The sequence below is a fragment of the Gelidibacter sp. genome (assembly GCF_053579655.1).
On sequence record NZ_JBMDWE010000035.1, the window covers coordinates 17,360 to 38,687 of the forward strand.

Annotated in this window: 20 protein-coding genes; all 20 read right to left on the reverse strand. The window is 33.8% G+C overall.

Translation table 11 applies throughout. The annotated features are described in order from the left end of the window. Positions 1-52 precede the first annotated feature (52 nt). The 20 genes from ACOH2D_RS15115 to cysQ all read right to left on the reverse strand — a co-directional run bounded on the left by ACOH2D_RS15115 (position 53) and on the right by cysQ (position 21,110). Complete coding sequence (locus ACOH2D_RS15115) at positions 53-1,156, reverse strand: glycosyltransferase family 4 protein (RefSeq protein WP_449535736.1); 1,104 nt, start codon at positions 1,154-1,156, stop codon at positions 53-55. A gap of 157 nt (positions 1,157-1,313) precedes the next feature. Then, complete coding sequence (locus tag ACOH2D_RS15120) at positions 1,314-2,486, reverse strand: glycosyltransferase family 4 protein (protein WP_449535737.1); 1,173 nt, start codon at positions 2,484-2,486, stop codon at positions 1,314-1,316. Continuing rightward, positions 2,479-3,741 (reverse strand): glycosyltransferase family protein, encoded by a 1,263-nt coding sequence (locus ACOH2D_RS15125; RefSeq protein WP_449535738.1) that lies wholly within the window; start codon positions 3,739-3,741, stop codon positions 2,479-2,481. Before ACOH2D_RS15125 ends, ACOH2D_RS15120 begins: the two co-directional genes overlap by 8 nt. After that, positions 3,738-4,934 carry a glycosyltransferase family protein gene (locus tag ACOH2D_RS15130; RefSeq protein WP_449535739.1) on the reverse strand — a complete coding sequence of 399 codons (1,197 nt, stop codon included), beginning with the start codon at positions 4,932-4,934 and terminating at the stop codon, positions 3,738-3,740. Before ACOH2D_RS15130 ends, ACOH2D_RS15125 begins: the two co-directional genes overlap by 4 nt. A 124-nt stretch (positions 4,935-5,058) precedes the next feature. After that, the gene (locus ACOH2D_RS15135; protein WP_449535740.1) at positions 5,059-5,604 is read right to left on the reverse strand and encodes a sulfotransferase domain-containing protein; all 546 of its coding nucleotides are present in this window, start codon (positions 5,602-5,604) and stop codon (positions 5,059-5,061) included. A 79-nt stretch (positions 5,605-5,683) separates the two neighbouring features. Beyond that, entirely contained in the window at positions 5,684-6,655 is a 972-nt protein-coding gene (locus ACOH2D_RS15140) for a glycosyltransferase family 2 protein (RefSeq protein WP_449535741.1), read from the reverse strand. A 16-nt stretch (positions 6,656-6,671) separates the two neighbouring features. After that, positions 6,672-7,619, reverse strand: coding sequence for a glycosyltransferase family 2 protein (locus ACOH2D_RS15145; RefSeq protein WP_449535742.1), 948 nt, complete (start codon positions 7,617-7,619; stop codon positions 6,672-6,674). A gap of 110 nt (positions 7,620-7,729) precedes the next feature. Then, positions 7,730-8,638, reverse strand: coding sequence for a glycosyltransferase family 2 protein (locus tag ACOH2D_RS15150; RefSeq protein WP_449535743.1), 909 nt, complete (start codon positions 8,636-8,638; stop codon positions 7,730-7,732). Continuing rightward, positions 8,638-9,789 (reverse strand): polysaccharide pyruvyl transferase family protein, encoded by a 1,152-nt coding sequence (locus ACOH2D_RS15155; RefSeq protein WP_449535744.1) that lies wholly within the window; start codon positions 9,787-9,789, stop codon positions 8,638-8,640. Before ACOH2D_RS15155 ends, ACOH2D_RS15150 begins: the two co-directional genes overlap by 1 nt. Continuing rightward, a complete protein-coding gene (locus ACOH2D_RS15160; RefSeq protein WP_449535745.1) occupies positions 9,786-10,667 on the reverse strand; it encodes a glycosyltransferase family 2 protein in 882 nt (293 codons plus the stop codon). The genes ACOH2D_RS15155 and ACOH2D_RS15160 overlap by 4 nt, the downstream gene beginning before the upstream one ends. Next, a complete protein-coding gene (locus ACOH2D_RS15165) occupies positions 10,664-11,614 on the reverse strand; it encodes a glycosyltransferase family 2 protein (protein ID WP_449535746.1) in 951 nt (316 codons plus the stop codon). The genes ACOH2D_RS15160 and ACOH2D_RS15165 overlap by 4 nt, the downstream gene beginning before the upstream one ends. Further along, positions 11,604-12,716 (reverse strand): glycosyltransferase family protein, encoded by a 1,113-nt coding sequence (locus tag ACOH2D_RS15170; protein ID WP_449535747.1) that lies wholly within the window; start codon positions 12,714-12,716, stop codon positions 11,604-11,606. Before ACOH2D_RS15170 ends, ACOH2D_RS15165 begins: the two co-directional genes overlap by 11 nt. Before the next feature lie 169 nt (positions 12,717-12,885). Then, positions 12,886-14,145 carry an ABC transporter ATP-binding protein gene (locus tag ACOH2D_RS15175; protein WP_449535748.1) on the reverse strand — a complete coding sequence of 420 codons (1,260 nt, stop codon included), beginning with the start codon at positions 14,143-14,145 and terminating at the stop codon, positions 12,886-12,888. An 8-nt stretch (positions 14,146-14,153) separates the two neighbouring features. Then, complete coding sequence (locus ACOH2D_RS15180; RefSeq protein WP_449535749.1) at positions 14,154-15,017, reverse strand: ABC transporter permease; 864 nt, start codon at positions 15,015-15,017, stop codon at positions 14,154-14,156. 213 nt (positions 15,018-15,230) lie between these two features. After that, entirely contained in the window at positions 15,231-16,103 is an 873-nt protein-coding gene (gene rfbA, locus ACOH2D_RS15185; RefSeq protein WP_449535750.1) for a glucose-1-phosphate thymidylyltransferase RfbA, read from the reverse strand. Between the two features lie 5 nt (positions 16,104-16,108). Next, positions 16,109-16,975, reverse strand: a complete 867-nt coding sequence (gene rfbD / locus ACOH2D_RS15190; protein ID WP_449535751.1) for a dTDP-4-dehydrorhamnose reductase — start codon at positions 16,973-16,975, stop codon at positions 16,109-16,111. Position 16,976: 1 nt separating this feature from the next. Then, positions 16,977-17,525: a dTDP-4-dehydrorhamnose 3,5-epimerase gene (rfbC, locus tag ACOH2D_RS15195; protein WP_449535752.1), complete on the reverse strand. Its 549-nt coding sequence runs from the start codon at positions 17,523-17,525 to the stop codon at positions 16,977-16,979. Beyond that, the gene (rfbB, locus tag ACOH2D_RS15200) at positions 17,526-18,575 is read right to left on the reverse strand and encodes a dTDP-glucose 4,6-dehydratase (RefSeq protein WP_449535753.1); all 1,050 of its coding nucleotides are present in this window, start codon (positions 18,573-18,575) and stop codon (positions 17,526-17,528) included. Between the two features lie 512 nt (positions 18,576-19,087). Further along, positions 19,088-20,089, reverse strand: a complete 1,002-nt coding sequence (locus tag ACOH2D_RS15205) for a mannose-1-phosphate guanylyltransferase (RefSeq protein ID WP_449535754.1) — start codon at positions 20,087-20,089, stop codon at positions 19,088-19,090. Between the two features lie 181 nt (positions 20,090-20,270). Further along, positions 20,271-21,110, reverse strand: a complete 840-nt coding sequence (cysQ, locus tag ACOH2D_RS15210) for a 3'(2'),5'-bisphosphate nucleotidase CysQ (protein ID WP_449535755.1) — start codon at positions 21,108-21,110, stop codon at positions 20,271-20,273. Between the last annotated feature and the right edge of the window lie 218 nt (positions 21,111-21,328).

The following is a 21,328-nucleotide window of genomic DNA, read 5'->3' on the forward strand; positions in this document are numbered from 1 at the left end:
TGGTGGGTATAGATGTTTTGATCGGTAATGGAGAATTAAAATTGTCATGACTCTATTTATTATTTATCACGTTTACAATCCGATTACCAACAGCATTCCAAGTGTTATTCTTAATAGCATTTCTTCTCGCCATTTTACGCATATTCAAGTATGCATCTCTATTAACAATGAGATATTCCATTTTTTCCGCTAGTTCTTGTTCATCTGTTTCATCTTGGAGCAAGAAACCTGTTTGACCATCAATAATATATTCTGGTATAGCAAAAGAATTTGAAGAAATGGCTGGACAGCCATAATAAGCTAATTCAATCAATACTAAAGGGTTGATATCTTTTTTAGTTGGGTGTAATAAAGCGAATGAAGAGTTGAATATTTCTAATAATTTCCTTTTCTCCACTTCGTTTTTTTTATCCACAAAGCCGATGTAACGAACACCATAATCATTGATAAAACCCTCTGGAGGGGCATCTCCAACCACGTTGATTTCGATATTTGTATATTTCTCTTTTACAACTCTAAAAGCTTTTAACACCACCTCTCCACCTTTAGGTTTAAACTCTCTAGATATAAAAAGAAATTTATAATCTGACTTATAAATATCACGTTCGGGAATATCTATGAACCCTCCTACTCCAACATTCAGAAAATTTTCACCTTCAAGATTGTAAGCTTTTTTAGTTTCGTTTAAAGCCCATTCTGATCTGAAAAAGACTTTCTCAGCGTTTTTTAACCATTTCGCTTCTTTCTTATAAATTCTATTTAAATCATTGCTTTGAAATTCCTTCTTATCATTATAAATCTCCACATAAGTTGCAAAACAAGCATCATTAAAGCAAAAATACGGCTTTATAGGATTAGTATCAATCCACTGGGTAAAACCATGAAAAAAATAGGCATCAAAATCACCTCTTATATCTTGAAACTGCTTGGCCACATTATTTAATCTAAAATCGGAAAAATGATGATAATTCCTTTTTAGATGAAGCTTTTTCAATATTACCGATGTGACTTTTGACTTAAAATCTTGTCTCGGATTTATTAAATAGTAATCAGTGTCAAAGGAATCCTTCAGGTGATTATAAGTCGCAAAATTAACTCCAGAACCACCTCCACTTGACTCCTTCAAACTTGTATTTGTAATATAAGCTAATCTCATTTTTAAAATCAATTTAATTTAGAAATAAATAATTTGAAATGAAAACAAAAAAAATGACTTCTATTTTATTTTACATCATCACCAATCATTCTACATTTGATGATATCGCAAATTCATAAACTCGTTTTCCGCAAAGCAGTGCATAAATCCAACTCACTTACTTCAAAGATTGTATTAAATTCTCAATTATATATTCGTAAGAATAATCTTTTATAATCTCTCCACTTACTATTCCCATTCTTTTTGCGATTTTTGGATTTTTAGCTAGGAAATCAATTTTTGAAGTTAAGTCATTGATGTCTCCCATATTATAAATATACCCATTCTCTTGCATGCACAAATCTTCTACACATCCTACGGTGTTTGATAGAATTATAGGCAAATTAAAATTCATGGCCTCATTAATAACCAAACCCCATGTTTCCAATTCACTTGGTAATACCATAAGATCTCCAGTAATATAATAATCTAATAAGGCTCCTTGATTCTTAAATCCGACCATTTTAAAGGTGTTGGGTGGATATGTTTCACAAGCTAGCCTAACTTCATCGTAAAGCTTCCCATCACCTACAATGGTAAGATGCACTCTATCACTAATTCTCCCAACGGCCTCGATTAAATCAAAAATTCGTTTTTCTGGATGTAACCTCCCAATAAATAGAACATTAAATTTATTTGGAATGTCTAACTTGTGGCGTATTTCAAGTTTGTTATTCTTATGTTCCCGATAATAATGCTCAAATTTTGTATTATCTATGGCATGAGGAAGATGAAGAAGCTGAGCTTCTTTTATGCCGTAAGACTGAAAAAAAGTCTTATTCTTTGTGCCTACATAACCAATTTTAGTATATAGCGGAAACAAAAATATCCCATAGAGAAAGTGTTTTACTTTTCTCTTCCAACGCGCTAATCTCTTATCTCCCTCTATAGAGTTATCTCCCCTAACATATATTTTTATCTTCAACAGCTTACAACAAAAAACAGCCCAGACCATTGTAAAATAGTTCCATCCATTGATAACTAGAACATCAGGCTTATCTTTTTTTAGTTTGCCATAGATGCTTAAATTCATCAAGCCAAAAAACCCATTGAACATTCCCTTTTTAAATGCTTGATTTTCTAAGATCTCATGGGTATGGCCAGCAACTAAATCCACATCCCAATTGGGGAGTTCGCCAAACTCAGGATGGAAGCGTATTCCGTTTTGACTCAAACCATAATTGGTACAATAATAAACCTTTAGATCGACCAATCTATTTTGCTCTAGTTTATCATAGAGCGGCGAATGGTATTGAATGGGATGGGATTGCAAGAATGATATTTTATACATTACTATTCCCTAAAACTTTATTTAAACCACCAACCAATACTTTTGCTGATGCCCTTGCACTATATTTTTCCAAACATTCTAGCTTTACATTCCAATTTACCTCATTTAAGAAATAGCTTCTTAAAATTCTTTCAAGTCTTATATCCAAATCTTCATCAGAATCATTATCATTATAGGTCATCAAAAATTGATCTGCATTACATTCCTTTAAAATATCAACAACTGTACTTTTTTCATGGAAAAAAGCAAATACTGGTCGTTTGCTTAAAATAGCTTGAAAAATCTTAGAGGCTGTATAATGCGGTGATGGACTTCCTATAGCCAACACCCCTTGTGCTTGACCCAAAAAATAAAGAATATTCAAAAATGGCAATCGGTCTCTTTTTTCAATAACAACATCCGAAAGATCAAAATCATTGGCGAGCTCTTGTATGGTTTTCCCTGGATATAATCCGGTACCTATAAAATAAAGTTTGATGTGATCATTCCATTGGTTCATATCCCGAAACTTTTTTATAGTAGCAAAGAACTTATGAAAAAAAGGAGCTGAATTGGGCAAAAATGTACCAGCATAAATGTATGGAATCACATCTTTTTCATTGCTCCATGGAGTTTCAACATCTAGCTTTAAGACATGGTCATTAGGATCAAAACCGTAAGGCATGGCCACATCTACTTTCTTCGCTCTTTTATCATTTCTGTCCAAAACACCTTGATAATAGGCTTTTGCTACCCCACTTATCAAACTTGCCTTCTTTACTGCTATGGGTTCTAAAATTCGAGCAATACCTAATGCCAACCGCTGCCGTAGGCCTGAATTCGGATAATTTTTCATGTCTCGAACCCAAGGGTCTATATAATCAATTCCATAGGGAATTTTATATTTTGAATTGAGTATTCTACCTAGTAACGCTGGATAATAAGATGGTACCGGAATCCAAATAAAATCAATTTTATTTTCTGTTATAATTTTTTTAGCGCCTTTATAAAGCTGCCAAAAGGATCGAATCCCAATATCTCCAAATATTCTAATTTTACCTAATGGAATAGCATTGACACGATGGACTTCAAAATGATCCTTAAATGTCTTTTCAAAATCTAAGTCGGGTATTTCCTCAAAAAACGCTTCCTTAACCGTAAGAATGATAGGATGCCATCCAAATTCCGGCAAAAAATTACCAATCAATCTCGGTCGATGAACACCAGCTAGATTTGAAGGATGCCATAGTGGATATATAATTAACACATTTTTCATTTTAGTAGGTTTTTCAATAATAGACTCTGCTTTTCCCATGAAAATGCCTTGGCCCGATCCCATCTCTCAATTTTATTCTTAATTTCAAAAATCCCTTTATCCAGTTTCTTAATTTCTTCTTGTAGTGTAAATTGTATGATTTTTCCCGACTGTTTTCCCAGTTGCTCTAAAAAATGTGCTTGACCAAAGGTATCAGTAGCGAGTATATAGAGTCCTGCTTGGGCATAGGCTAAAAATTTGTTAGATAAACAAATATCTTTATTAACATCTCCCATTTTATCTTCCAATGCGAGACCAACATCCATTGTAGACAAAAAATGATGCAGTTTGTCTTGGCTCATCGGTTGATGAAAGATTACATTTTGAGTAGGCTTCATGGCGTCTATAAAATTATTATTGGGCTTTCCTATTAAATGAAATTTCAGCTGAGGAAATATCTTCGCAACACCAAATACTTCTTCTAAACCTCTTTTAGGACTTATATTCTGTGAGAACCATACAAAGTTGAATTCTTCTTTTAAAACATTTGGTTGGGTAAAATCTTCCGACTTAAACGCGTTAATAATTACTGCTCGCTTTGTTTTAGCTTTCAGTTTGAAAACCTCTTCACATTTTAATTTTATGCCTTCTGAAGCATAGGTAATAACATCAGCCTTATTAAAGGTGGATTGCATAATCAAGAACCTATTTTGCAATTCATGGTTTTTATTAAAGTACAATTCTTCTCCAGGATGATAGTCTTCAATATCTAATTGTAGTTTTACGCCAGTTTTAATAGAAGCTTTAAACGCTGGAAAAAAAGCACCTAAATTATGTGCAATCACCCTTGATGGGTTATAACTTCTTAAAAAGTACTTTGTCCTAAACCACAATTGAGGCGTTTTATCATTACTGGCAAAAGCAGATATAGTAAACTTATGACTAAAAAATCCATTTAAACTAATTGCTATTTTATGTAGTACTTTAGATATAATAGTTTCTAAAAATGCAATATTTCTATCTATTTCAAGGAAGTTAACTTCGGGATTGCTTAATTTTATTTCTTCTGATAATGCAAAACTCCAATCATGATGCTTAAAACAAATAACGTGACAGTCAAATTTTTTCTTTAGAGTTTCAAATTCTTTGACTAACCTAGGATTTGTTGCTAGACTAGAGGTGGTAACAAATAAAATCTGTGAACTCTTATTCATACAATAATGTCATCAAATTTGTCTTATTAGGCAAAATAGCATCGGTATATAAATTGAAATTGAAAGTTTCAAAAATCTTGAGACCATCTTGTATATCCTTTTCAGTACTACTCGTCTTCCATTTTTAAAGTTGAGCAATTGAATCATCCTCTGTATGGCCGCTACTAGAACTAAAGCTTTGCTTACCCAATAAAGATTCAAATTGCTTATAATTGATAGACATTTCTAAAAACTTCTCCAATGCGCTAAAGGTTGATTTTTTCTCAACCACCAAATCCTCGTAAAAGATTATTAGCGTATTGTCTTTGTCTAAATTATCAATAACAAAAGAAAATTGACTTATTGTCTGAAATACCAATAAGGTAAATGCAGATACTATTAAGTCATATTTGCTCTCAAAACTTTTAAAGAAAGTTCCACTTTTTTCAGAATCCTCATATCTCCAAACCCCATAATTTTGCTTATGGTAATCAAAATTATTCCCAAACTTCAAAGAGGATGCTGCAACGGCAAAAGGATGCCTTAATAAAACAATAGATTTTAAACGATATCTTTTTTGAAAATAGGAGTACATGAAATTACCAAAACACAATTTATGAATAGTAAATTTATTATCACCAAAAGTTTTTGGATCAGAAAAACTTAGGAATCGAATATTACGCTTATTCAATTTAAAAAGTCATCAAAATAGGTGTTTGTCTCTTTATCGAAAAAAGAATCTTAGCTTCTTATTATACATTAACCATATATTACTTTATAATTTGTTTATGTACAAAAGTTGAAAAAGACTTTGCTGTACGCCAACCGAAAATATGTTTTATAATTTCTATAATCTTACCTCCCAAGACAGGCTCATAAGTACTACCTCCTAACCGTTTAGCAGTGTCAATAGCTATTTTATATATAGTTTTATGTTCAGGATAGGCACCAATAGCTATAATTTTATACTGTAAAGCCATAGCTTTCCTGTAGGAATCAGTATCCTTTACTACACCTAATTGATCCATTTTAGAGTTTAATGCCCTTAGTTGACTATCAAAATGGATTTCCTGTTTTTGATTGGCAATATTGGTTCCAAATGGATGTTTCCTATAATAATTGAGGCCTTTGGGCTCAAAAAGCACACCTTCTGAAGCCATGACCATTCTACAGAAAAATTCTCCGTCTTGGTCTTTTTTTAATGTCTCGTCCCACAATCCTCCTTTTTCAATTATTGATTTAGGAGTTAACCAAGCACTCGTTTGTACTGATTGAAAAGTGCCATTGGCACCATAAAGATTTAATAGAAAGCCTGCAACGTCATCAGTGGTATACAAAAAGTCATCACCAGTAATGACACCGTTGGCAACGGTTTCTGTAAAATGTTTTGTTCTACAAACTGCTATTTTTTTAGGACTTTCTTTTAACAGAGCCATTTGCTTTTTAATTTTATCTTCACTTATGATATCATCAGAATCCAAAAACTGAATAAAACCGCCTGAGGCTAGTTGAATCCCAAAATTTCTGGCTGCACATGCGCCTTTACCTATATTTCTTTTTAGAATGAAATTATTTGCTTCTATACTTTCTAAATATGCAAGAGAACTATCTGTTGAACTATCATCAACAACGATAACTTCTATATTTGGATAGCTTTGATTAAAAACAGAATCTAACGTCTCCTTTATAAACTCTATACTGTTATAATTGGGAATAATGACTGAAACAAGGTTGTTGAACATTTACAAGAGCTGCTTTTTACTTCAATAATTTTTTAATCTGTAATGCTTTTTGAAAACCTACAATACTTGAAAGTTTTTTAAATTTATATCCTCCCACAGGCCACATCTTTATAAAACCTAAATCGTAAAACTCGTTAGCTGCATTTTTAGCAAGATTTGGATAAAAATTATAAAACTGATACATGAACATCAAAAAATTTTGTGCTAAACCTGTTTTTAATTCCTTTACTAAACCTTTTTGTTTTGCATAATATTTATACGAAATAAAGGAATTTAATAAACTTTCTGCTTTTTCATAACTTAAATTATTGCTCTGTGAAATACTATTAGCATTACCAGATCTGTAGAATACTTTAGCATTCTCACAAAAAACAATAGCTTTAGAGTTTAATAAAACACGACAAAAGAATTCACCATCTTGATTAATTTGCAAATTCTCATTCCATTCTCCAGATTGTTCTATCAAAGCCCTAGGGGTCAACCAAATTGAAGTTTGGCCCATTCCCTTTCCACTCCATGAATCTAATAACCACAAAAATGGACGTTCATAATTTTTATTAATAATTTGGTGACTCCAATTTACTTTGTCTGGATCAGTAATAAAACGCCCCCACATACCACTTGCAACACACACATCATCGCAGTTCTTCAACAGTTCCACTTGACTCTGAATTTTGTTTTCGCTTAACAAATCATCAGCGTCTAAATATTGTATGTAATCGCCTGAGCTCAGCTCAAACCCACGATTTCTTGCGGCACAAGCTCCTTTTTTTTGGTTTTTTCCAATGATGATCTTGTCTGACGTATATCTTAAAGCTATTTCATAAGAGTTGTCCGTAGAGTGATCATCAATGATAATTATTTCTATATTTTTGTACGTCTGATTTAATATAGAATTTATTGTATCAATAATAAATCCTTCCGCATTGTAGACTGGTATGATTACAGAAACTTTCGGTGACATTAAATTCGTTTATTAATTTAGCATGAATTTCTTTCAACAAATCAGAAGCATTCCAAAAATTCAACAATATTTCTAGAAGTTTTACAATTTAAGACTTTTCGAAAAAGGCTTTAGAGATAATGAGGAAGCAACATCCCTTCTTCTTTTCGATGTTGAGCAATACATCTATAAATTTTAAAGATTTTATAATATGCGATTATTTGACATACATAATAACGCTTGAAGCCACTCATTACAAACTTAATACTCGAAATACTAGCATCCTTAAGAATTTGTTTTTTAGATTTATGTAAATTATTATGATTTTTATATTCAATTAATTCTCTAGTGAATACTTCATTAACTATATGCCGTAAAGTCGTTTTGGGTTTACGATCTTCTCTATCATGAAAGACCATTGTTGAAATATTTAGCCCCACTTTCAAATTATGCCGTTTTAATCGGTTCAAATAATCATCGTCTTCACCATAATGTGGAAATAACGGGTCAAAACCTCCAATTTTTTCGATAGTAGAAACTGGAAGTAGCCAGCAAGCCGCATTCGCGAAATCAACTGGATAAAAATTTTTAGAACTTTCTCTAATAACCTTTGTAAGCAATTCCCTATTATTAGCAAGAGTATATTTCAAAAACATACTATCCAATAAGGTACCTGAACCATTCATTTGTAAGGGAACTATCACCCCATATTCTGTGTTTTGGAGATGATCCCTAATTAGTTTTTCAACAGTGTTCTTCTCTATCCACGCATCTTGATTTAAAAGAAAAACATAATCATAACTTTGATTAAGTGCCATTTTAATTCCTAAATTATTTGCTTTCCCAAAACCCAAGTTTATACCAGATTCATGAACTTTTACTTGAGGGTAGTTTTTTCTAATCAATTCTACTGAATTATCTGTGGAATTATTGTCAATCATCATAATGTCCATTGACACTGAAGAATTTATCAAACTGCCAAAACATTTGTCAATCCAATTAGCAGCGTTATAGGCTACTATAATAGCAATTATCTTCATTAATATTGATTTATCAATTTAATAATATCATTGAAGGATTGATATACAATGTTTTTTTGAGTTTGAGAATTTTTTATCAAAATTTCTTTATCAGTTTTTAAAGCATCTATTGCATTATTAGTGATTTTCTCATATTCCGTACATGTATCTAAACCTTCCACGCCCCATGTTTCCAAATAATTTTCTAATTTCCTTATACTTGGATTTAATCCAACGTAAGGTATATTATATGACATTGCAGTTATAACACCGTGTAGGCTTGTTCCAATAAAGAGTTTTGCTCCAGCAATTAATTCCATGAGTAAAAAGATATTCTTTTCAATTCTTAGGTTAATTTGAGGGTTATTAATGTATCCTTTAATTATTTTTAAAGCCTTTAAATCATCATGACCCGAGCAAAACCCAATGGGCATTAATAATATTTCCAAATTAGTAATTATTTGCAAATCATTCAATTGCTTCGCTATTAATTCCAATTTATTCATCGACTTAAAATATCCAACTTGAAATATAATATAATCATTATTTTTTTTTGATTGAATGTGGGTGAATATATCGCTCATAATTAAGGCCGAATCTGGAGACAGTATTGGTTTTACCTGAGAAAAATGAGTTTCTATATCATTAAAAATACTTTCATTTCGGAATGAGGCATAAATCGAATTTTCAAGGGATTTTTCTATTATTTTCGAATATCTATTTGTCGATACTTCGTTTCCTCCAACAGCATTAAATATTAGATGGTAATTACCCATTAATTCCTTACTACTCGGGACGAAAGGTAAGATTTCATTTATGTTTCCTATATATTTTTGCGCAAAAGTATTTAGAAATGTCTTGAACGGAAGGCGATGATACAAATTATAATAGGTAGAAGATAAAAAACTTAAAGTAGATGACCATTCTGTTTCAAGGACTTCTCCTCCTGCTATAATTAAAAAATCTTTATCTGTATTTTGTCTTTTATTCCATAATTCCTTATACGATTTTGATTTTAACGCACCGTATTGTGTCAGATCTGACTTTGTAGTTCCAATAATTTCAATTTCATATTTACACTCGGCACTAAATACTTTCTGTATAATAAGAGGAAACAATAAGTCTCCATAATTTAATCTATCACAGGCACAATAAACAAATATTTTTTTCATCGATTTAATAAGTTATATAATACTTCCATTACATTTTGATTAGAATACTTATACAATTCCATACCTTTTTTGAAAGAATGTCTATAGAATGCAGATATAATTTCCTTAGATTCCTTTTTCTTGATTATTTTCAAAATGTTCTCTCTATCTTCTTTTTTTAAAGGTATGTCTTTATCATCTAGGAAAGACTTGGACAACAAGGTGTATTTAAATGCTACGAATGGATTATTTCTAATCTCAGAAGATTCCTGATCTTCATGCGTTCTGTAAGCAACCATTCCTATTGGCATCAGTAGTACATTAAATTTTTTTGATAAAATATGCCACATTTCAAAATCACCAAGCATTCTTTTACCGGTAAAGCCTCCCACATGTATAAATAGTTCTCTCTTTATAATTGAAGAAAGAGGCGCTCTATTAAATATGGGATTACTAGTGTAATGAGTCAAATATGCCTCGTTTGGACTTAATAAATACGGCAAAAAGCGTTCCTTCTCACGTTTTAAAGAAAGGAGACCGTATCCAGCTTTAGGGAACTGCTCCATGTAAAAAACCAACTGCTCTAATCCATAAGGATAAATTATATCATCGGCATCGACATACTTTATATACTTACCTTTTGCATAAGATGCAGCTTGGTTTCTGTTCGGATAATCACCTAGATTGGTTTCATTTAAATAAATATTAATCCGCTCGTCCTTATCAGCATAACCAATTGCAATCGCAACAGAGCCATCTTTTGAACAGTCATCCACAACGATAAGTTCCCAATTTTTATATGTTGAGGCCAAAACACTTTCTATGGCCTGAGCAATATATTTTTCTCTATTATAGACCGTCATCAATACAGACACTAGAGGTTGATTTTCTAAATTCATTGATTTTTTGATTTTTGCTGTCCCATCGGAATTTTAACTGCCAACTCTCGCTCTAGGCTTTCTAAAGTGTCATTTTTTACATGAGCAATAAAATCCGCTGTCGCTTTTCTATGATTGTAAATAATTTTATAATTGTGCCAAATCCATTTTATCGGAGAGCGCCACTTTATAGTTCTATATAACACAAGTGCATAAGATTTTAATGTGTAGGTTCTATCATCTATATATTGAAAGCATCGGTAAATAAAAAATTTTGTAATTAGGGTTCTCTTATAGGTATAGTCTGGAAATTGATAGTGATAATGGCTCACTTTAGCAGTATTATCATATATTATTTTATAGCCTTTTTCCAATGCCATTTTCGCCCAGAGCATATCTTCACCAAACATCAACGGCTGAAATGGTTCTTGTAGCAATATTTCCTTTCGGTACATGGCATTCACATCATCCCAACCGCAATTTTGACGTTGTTGTTGAGGCGACAATGACAAAAAATCTTTTGGATTTTGAAAATGCACTGAACGTGGTTTTGGTTCGGATTGTGGTCTAAACCATTCATGAGGGTTTTTATCATCATCATGTGGTACAACTTGCTGTCCACAAACTGCAGCTACTTCAGGATCATCAAAATTGTTTAGCATAGTTTCCAGCCAAACCTCATCAATAGCCGAGGCATCTTGCACGGTCATCACCACATACTCACCCTTAGCATTTTGTACGCCAAAATTTCGCGTTGCCCCATGATTAAATGTTTTTGGGTCAATGGGAATAACACGAATATAAGGAAATTGGGACAAAAATTCTACCGAACCATCCGTACTCCCTGAATCAATCACTACAACCTCACACTGCAAAAAAAGAGTTTGCTTTTGAATACCAGCAATAGTTTTAGGCAAGGTATCCATGCCATTTTTAACTGGAATAACAATTGATATTTTAGGCAACAATTTCATTTACAATATTTTTTACACGTTGCTTCCAAGTAGAGACCTTTAAAAATTGCTCTAAATCAATTATATTCATTGGCTTTGGATTAGCTAACAAATTTTCAAATTCTTCATAATTGTTAGCAATATTCAATAAATCATTAAAATCATCTTTCAGTTTTGAATGATAATTATTGACTACAACTGGGATTCCTTGTGCCAGATAATCATATAGCTTCATACTATTCACATCCAAAGCGGCATCATTTTGATATAACCCAAAACAAACATCACTATGTTTTAATATGACATCTACCTCTTTTGGTTCCAAGAAACCAAACAATTTTACATTGGAGAATTTTGTCAATTGTAAATCGATGTCTGTTTTATAGTTTGCACCAATAAAATTAAAGTCCCATTCAGGATGTTGCTCAATGATGTTGAATAACCAATCTATTTTAATCCATTTAGAGAGCGTTCCACAATATGTAACTGTGTAACGCTTCCCTTCTCTAACTAGAGGCAGTAAGTTGATCCGCTCTTCAAAAAGCCCATTCATTAAAACTTTCGTGTTTATAAAACCTTTTTCTTGATACCAGTGTAACATTGATCGCGAACTGCTTAAGATGAACTTGGCTCTTTTTCCTGCTCTGATCAAAAGATTTTTACGTTCAATTTTCATTGACTCTACATTATTGGGTTCATTAATTATATTATGATCCGTATCAAATATCATCTCCATCTTAAGACTCAAATATTCAAAATCTTCATAACCTTTTGGCCAATAGCACCATGCCAAATTTTCATGATTTCGCAGTATACAGAACACATTGCGGTACATTAATCTTAGCAGCCCCCTATTAAGTGGGTGAAAAATTGACTTTAAAAACCCACGCTCAGGAAGAATAGGGCCAACGTAAATATTGACAATTTTTGAATTTTTATCGCTTTGCGACTTACGTTTTTTAAAAATCGTACTGCGACTGCATCTTATAATGTTATAAATTCTTGTAATGGACTCCTGCTTGGATAACGCATACAAAACAGCCATATTACGACGCCTTAACGAACTATGATCCTGTTGTTCCCAAGCATTATCGGCACCGAAATAATAAATAATCATTTGTTTGATTTTTTAGTTTGATTTGCCTATTAAACCGTCGTGGTCTATAAAAGAAGTATATAAGAATTCAAAAGCTTTTTTAGGTGTTATAAAAACAAATTACCATAATCCTTTTTTAGTTAAACAACACACTAAATTTCTATTTTACTAACTACTTATTGTAACAAATTTACCCATTCGTTCTTTTTACATTCCAATCTAAAAGTGGGTGTATAACCCCTCTTGGTTTACCAGATAATGAAATTCCTAGCTGATTTTGTGATAATTCTTCAATGGCGAACCCTAAAGTCTCATCTACAAAGTACGCTTTAACTTTAGGTATGTCTATAGAGACACTCACAAAATAACTACCGGAATTCATAAGATTTTTAGGAATTACACAAGAACTTAAATAGGATCCAACTTCACGTTTTCTCTCTTCAGTATGACTATAAAAATCACTTGTAGATAAAATCATAATACCTTCCTCGTTGAAAAGATTGAGTATGATTCTGAGATTTTTCAACTCTTCAAAAAGTGTATAGTGTACATTGATTTTGATATCCTCATTGGTAATACCTTTGCTTTGTACTTCAATACTGCGTAATTGCAGCTCGTCCTTTATATAATTATCAAATTGTTGATGAGATGTTTCAGCCTTACCATTCTTAAGATAATGTGAAATAGCTTTATCAGTATCCCCTATAAAATCGAGTGTTCCTGCAGAGAGCACCGCGGTTTTATTACATAAACTACGTATAGAGTCCATATTATGGCTTACAAAAAGAACAGTACGCCCTTGACCCTGACTCACCTCCTGCATTTTACCAATAGCCTTTTTTTGAAACTCTGCGTCTCCTACTGCTAACACTTCATCGACCACTAAAATATCAGGTTCTAAATGTGCTGCCACTGCAAATGCCAAGCGCACATACATTCCTGAAGAATACCGTTTTACAGGTGTTTCAATATATTTAGCACATCCTGCGAACTCAACGATTTCATCAAATTTTGAAGAAATTTCCTTTTTGGACATTCCTAAGATTGCTCCATTCAAATAAATATTTTCACGACCTGTCAACTCTGGGTGAAATCCTGTACCAACTTCCAATAATGAGGCTATACGCCCATGGCAGGTTATCTTTCCGGTAGAGGGTGCCGTCACACGACTCAATAGTTTAAGTAATGTAGATTTACCTGCTCCATTCCTTCCAATGACCCCTAAAATCTCACCTGGCTGCACTTCAAAATTAACATTCTGTAAAGCCCAAACATAGTCTGAATTACCTACGGTAGTTCTGTCATTGGTTTCTCCTATTTTAAGATAAGGATCTGCTTTGCCCCTCACGTTATACCACCATCGGGTTATATCATGAGCTAATGTACCTGTACCTACAGACCCTAAGCGGTACTGTTTACCTAAATTTTCAATTTTTATTATTGGTTCCATCTTCATAATTATACCGTATCCATAAAGGTTTTTTCTACTTTATTAAAACTTAAAGTTCCAACAATAATTAATAAAATCATGACACCAAAACTATAGGCTAAACTGAACCAACTAAATTCTCCAACACCTGTAAATGCATATCTAAAGATCTCAATAATTGAACTCATTGGATTTGCCATAATAACCATTTTCAAGGTCTCGTCATCAATTTCACTTAACGGGTAGATAATAGGAGTGGCATACATACCCAATTGAATAGCAAAGGTTATTAGAAATCTAAAGTCTCTATATTTGGTGGTCAACGCAGTAATCAACAGCCCCAACCCCAGGGCTAATCCTGCTGTAATAAGCACTAAAACAGGAAGCAGTAATAACACCATATTAGGATTTAACACTGCATCTGTAAACCAATAGTAGTAGAAAAACACCAATAGAAACAACAAAAACTGCACTCCAAAAGTGAGCAACTTGGATACCACTATAGATAGGGGTGTAATAATACGAGGAAAGTATACCTTACCAAAAATACTTGCATTTGCAGTGAATGTTTCTGATGTAGTTTTTAATGCTTCTGCAAAGTAATTCCAACTCACAATTCCCGCAAGGTAAAATACAGCCTGTGGCAATCCATCGGTACTCATTTTGGCGATACCGCCAAACACCACCATGAACATGATCGTAGTTAAAATTGGTTGTATAAAAAACCAAAGGGGGCCAAAAATGGTCTGCTTATATACTGAAACGAAATCACGCCTAACAAATAGTAATAGCAAATCCCTATAGCGCCATAGTTCTTTAAAATTAAGATCCAAAAGCCGCGTTTTGGGTTCTATAACTAAGGTGTAGGAGGCATTTTTTTCTTCTAAATTCATTCTATAATTATTAAAATTCAACCTTACTGAATGGTCCCGCAACCAATCCAATAACATTTACTAAAACGCTAAAACCCGAAAACTTGAAACTAAATGCTTCATTTTTTGAGCTTGTAAAGCTACTATAACATTGATAATACACTACTCAATAAAGTGGTTTATTTTTTTTTGCTATTAATTGCAATAACAAAAGTTCAACATTTTAAGTCTCTTTTATTTTGATATTATGGATTTTAGATAATCAAAATAATCGCCTTTTAAGTTTTCTATTTCTTTGGAAATCTTCTTTTTATCTACCCATCCATAATTCAGTGCAATCTCCTCTAAGCACGCTATTTTAAGACCTGTTCGTTTTTCAACGGCTTTAACAAATTCTGTAGCCTCGGTAAGCGCTTCGTGTGTACCCGTATCTAACCAGGCAAAGCCCCTGCTTAAAATTTGAAGTTTCAAATTCTCCTGTTCTAAAAAGGCTTGGTTAACGGATGTAATTTCCAATTCACCACGATGAGATGGATTGACATTTTTCGCAATTTCCACAACCGAGTTCGGATAAAAATATAATCCTACGACGGCATAATTTGATTTAGGACTAATAGGTTTCTCTTCAATACTGATCACGTTATGTTCTGTATCAAATTCTGCGACACCATAGCGTTCAGGATCCTTTACATAATTACCAAAAATAACTGCCTTTCCTTTTTCTTGAACAGTATTTACTGCATCTCTCAATATTTTTTGTAATCCTGAGCCGTGAAAAATATTATCACCTAACACCAAGCAGACATTGTCATTCCCTATAAATTCTTCACCTATTATAAACGCTTGTGCCAATCCGTCTGGGCTTGGTTGTTCTTTATAACTTAAGTTAATCCCAATGTGCTCTCCATCACCAAATAACTTTTTAAAATTTGGAAGATCGTGAGGCGTGGATATAATTAAAATGTCTCTTATGCCTGCCAACATTAATACCGATAAGGGGTAATAAATCATAGGTTTGTCATAGATGGGCAATAACTGTTTACTTACGGCTATCGTTAAAGGGTGCAATCGCGTTCCTGATCCGCCTGCTAAAATAATACCTTTCATTTTTGTTAATTTTTATTTAGTAAGCGATGCCTCAACACTTTTTCCAAGCTGTCTCTCCAATTGGGTATAACGACATCATAGGTTTTTTGAATTTTTGTTGTATCCAGCAGAGAGTATTTAGGCCTTTTAGCCCTAGTAGGAAATTGATCTGAAGTCACACCATTAACTTCACACACTAAGCCTGAAATTTCATGAATGGCTTTTGCAAAATCGTACCAGGAAGTCTCTCCATTATTTGAATAATGAAAGATACCAGGCACCCATTTTTCAGAACCAATGATTTTCATGATGACATGGGCTAAGTCTAACGCATAAGTAGGCGCACCTATTTGGTCTTTGACCACACTAATGGAGTCTCTCTCATTCATTAAACGCAACATGGTTTTTACGAAATTATTTCCATATTCCGAATAGACCCAAGATGTTCTGATTATAATCCCTTCTGGAAGATAACTCAGGATAGCTTGCTCGCCTCTTAATTTGGTTTCTCCATACCAGTTGATAGGTGATGTTTTTTCATTTTCATGAAGCGCGGTTTTACTAGTCCCATCGAATACATAATCTGTAGAGATATGTATTAATTTTGAATGGTTATTTGCAGCCCATTTGGCGATTTCAGCGACTGCTAAATGATTCACACAATCAACTAATTCCTTTTCAGATTCGGCTTGATCTACAGCCGTATAAGCACCTGCGCTGACAATGATATCTGGTTTGATTTCATTTAGACCTGCTTTTATTTTGTCAAGTTCATCTAAAGGTAGCTCCTCACGATCCACAAAAATAAATTCATATTGATTATAGTGCTTTGAAATTGTTTGTAGCTCTGAACCCAATTGTCCTTTTGCGCCTGTAACTAAAATTTTCTGCATCCTATCTTTGAAAAACGGCGTTAAATTTGGGTAAAATTAAATCTTTCTCCGAAACGGATATTTGATCTTTAGTAAGTAACCAGTCAATATTTAAAGTTGGGTCATCATACCGAACGCCTACTTCTGATGCTTTATGATAATAATTATCACATTTATAGAAAAACTCCGCGGTTTCAGATAGAACTACAAATCCATGTAAAAATCCTCTTGGCACAAAAAATTGTTTTTGATTTTGTGCACTTAAAATTGCCGTAACGTGCTGTCCAAAGGTAGGAGATCCATTACGGATGTCAACCGCCACATCTAATACTTCGCCACATAATACCCGCACTAATTTGGCCTGAGCGTGTGCACCGCCCTGGGCGTGTAAACCTCTTAAAACTCCAAACTTGGAAAAAGACTGATTATCCTGTACAAAATGGATATCTGTATTCGTTAGATCTCGAAATTGATTCTCATTGAAACTTTCAAAGAAGTAGCCTCTCTCATCATTAAACACCTTGGGCTCCAGTATAAAACACCCTTCAATAGCTGTGTCTATTTTCTTCATTTAGTTGTATTGTTTTGAATAGTACTCTTGGTATTGTCCGCTCGTTACCGAATTAAGCCATTCTTCGTTTTCTAAATACCAATCAATCGTTTTAGAAAGGCCTTCCTCAAAAGTTACCGTTGGACTCCAACCTAATTCTTTATTGATTTTAGTGGCGTCAATGGCATATCTTAAATCATGTCCCGGTCGATCTTTTACATAGGTAATCAATTTTTCACTCGTACCTGGTTCGCGGTTTAGTTTTAGATCCATTTGTTGGCACAACAACTTCACCAAATCGATATTTTTCCATTCATTAAAGCCTCCGATATTATAAGTTTCCTTTATTTCCCCTTTATGAAAAACCAAATCAATAGCAATGGCGTGATCCACAACATATAGCCAATCTCTCGTATAGTTGCCATCACCGTAAACAGGCAGTGGCTTTTCTTGGATGACATTATTGATAAATAAAGGGATGAGTTTCTCTGGAAATTGAAAAGCCCCGTAGTTATTTGAGCAATTGGAAATCACATAAGGCAAATTGTAGGTTTCACCGTAGGCTCTAACGAAATGGTCAGAACTCGCCTTTGAAGCAGAATATGGTGAATTTGGGCTGTATGGCGTGGTTTCTAAAAACAAACCTTCACTTCCTAAGGTGCCATAAACCTCGTCAGTACTGACGTGGTAAAACAACTTATTGTCCCAATTACCTGACCATAAATTTTTAAAAGCATTTAGCAAAATCATGGTGCCCATAATATTGGTCTTTGCAAAAGCCAAAGGATCTGTAATGGATCTGTCCACATGAGATTCTGCCGCCAAATGAATAACACTGTCTGGTTTTTCAGATTCAAATAAATGTTCTATAAATACCTCATCCGTAATATCACCTTTTACAAACTTATAATTTTCCTTATCCTCAATATCTTTAAGATTCATGAGATTACCTGCATAGGTAAGACTATCCAAATTTATAATTTTATACTCGGGATATGTATTAACAAAAAGTCTCACCACATGAGACCCTATAAAACCTGCACCACCCGTAATTAAAATTTTTCTTGACATATCTCTATTTTTGTTTATTAAATAAATGAGACAATTTCCTATCTCGTATCAGCATTCTATTATTGAAGCTGTCCTTTAGAAACGGCTTCGCCACCATCACTCACATTAATAAACGTGATGAAAACCAATCTCTTACACTGAAAGACAAAACGCTGTTAGAAGCGTTTTAAAAGTCTGCAATACTACAATAATATCAAGAATATCTTACTTTATAAAATAGATTGTTCTTTCTGATCTTTATAACTGTCATATCTCAGACATTTATACTTCATTTCAATATTGTCTGGAAAAGAATTAAGACCGCTTCGCTGATAGAACCAAGAACAAAGACTAAACACGTATTTAACTGAAAATAAGGGCTGTGAAATTCATAATTAGAATGGGTTATGATGTTTTAGCAATAGTTTTCAAAAACCTCGAAATGAAGGAGATTGAGGATCAAAAAAATTGAAAGACCTTTATTTATCACTATTCTTAGTAGATCAACGCAACTTTAATCGGACAAAAATAGATTAATTTATTAAAATTGAATTATTACGTTCTAGTTCTTGATATATCTTTTTCACATTTTGAGAAGATTCCTTTGACAAGATTAGATTCGCATCGTCGGTTTGAACCAAAATGCAATCTTGCACGCCAATAAACTCGGTATGCGTATTTTTCCCAATATGCATGTTTCCGGAGGCATCCACAGGATGTCCTTGAGCTTTTAAATACTCGTACATGGCTTCAAAACTTCCCATATCACTCCACTCAAAATCAGATCGGACTACCTTTATTCTATCACTTTTTTCCATCACCGCATAGTCAACACTGATATCTGGAATATTCATTGAGGTTGTTTCTTCCAATTCATTATCTGTTGCAGCTTGCCAAGCCACTAGAGATTTTTCGTAAGTTTCTGGATTGTGCTTTTTAAGTTCTTCCAAGAATATTCCGGCCTTAAAACAAAAGATCCCACTGTTCCACAAAAAATTACCTTGGCTCAGAAATTCCGTGGCTTGATCTAAAGAGGGCTTTTCTCGAAAGGAAGCTACATTTTGACCGTTGGCTTCAATATATCCAAATCCTGTCTCCGGTTTATGAGGTTGTATTCCGAAAGTGACTATATTTCCTTCTTTTGCTAAGCTAATACCGGTTTGGATAGCTTCCTGGTATGCTTGACCTTCTGTGATGATATGATCGGCGGGAGTGACCAACAGGATATCACTGGCGTCGGAAGCCAAGGCTGCGAAAGCGATTGCAGGAGCCGTATTTCGCGGGGAATATTCGACGATGTCAATGAATTTCTCAACTTTTAATTTTTGGAGTGATTCCTTGGACAGGTTTCTGTTCATTTGATTGCCTACGACGATAAGTCCATCAGAAAAAACTGCATTTCTTTTCACTGTGAGTTCAAATAAAGAACTTTCAGAAAATAGGTTAAGATATTGTTTGGGTCTTGAAATTCTTGATAAGGGCCACAATCTACTGCCCACACCTCCAGTTAATACAACATGTTTTACTTTATTCATATTAAAATACGATTAATTGTACAAGGTTAATGCGTCAAAGCATTTTGTAAACTTACTGTTTCCTAATCTTTCAGATCCATCACCCCAGCACTACCTAAAGTTTATTGTGATAGACGTGATAAAAACGGTTGTTTCAACCTTCAAAAGTACAATATAATTAAATTACCAATATCGCCAAAACTTATATATTCTTTCGAACCATAAAATAACCGTTCCATAAGTCTTCCTTATTATAATTCAAGCTTTTTTTAGTCATCCAATCTACGACCTCAACCCCTGCCTGTTCGCAAATGGCTTGACCTGCCGCCGTATCCCACTCCATCGTTGGCCCTAATTTTGGGTAACAATCGGCTTGCCCTTCGGCTACCATACAAAACTTTAAGGAACTGCCTTTTATTATTAAATTAATATGACCATGCTTTTTACGCATGTCATTGATGTAGGCTTCCGTTTCTCCACTTCCATGTGAACGGCTGGAGACAATAGTGAAGGTTTTATCTTCTCGTTCGATTGGTAATTTTATTGCTTTATTGATCAATGTTTCCACATCAAAATTGTTGAGATCGACTTTAACTTTGAAGGAACCCGAAGTTGAATTTGAATTTGAAATTGAAGTTGAAATTGAAATTGAAATTGAAAAATACAAGTCTCCGGAAACGGGCACAAAAATGACTCCCAGGACTGGGGTTTGATTTTCTATGAGAGCGATGTTGACTGTAAACTCTCCGTTGCGCTTAATAAACTCTTTCGTGCCGTCAATGGGATCAACAATCCATAGTTGCTTCCAATCTTTTCGAATGTTATAAGGAATGGACTTGCCTTCTTCTGAAAGTACGGGAATATTAGTGGCGCTTAAATGTGACATGATGATATTGTGCGAAGCAATATCAGCCTTTGTTAAGGGTGAGTTATCGGCTTTGATTTCCACTTCAAAGTTCTCGGAATGGTAGATGTTGAGGATGGCTTTGCCGGCTTCGAGGGCGGCGGAGATGGCGGTGTGGAGGAGGGAGGGTTGAGGCATGAGGTATTAGGAAATCAGATTGTTGATTGTTGATTAACGATTGTCGATTTTTGATTTAAGGTTTGGGTGGATAATCTTGTCTTTAATATTATATGTTTCCATAAAGGTAGTTTAAATTAATTGAGTTCAAAACAAACCCTCCCTCTCATCTCCACTGCGTGTCGATGAGCCATTTATGATTAACGATTGTTGATTAACGATTGATGATTTTTGATCTG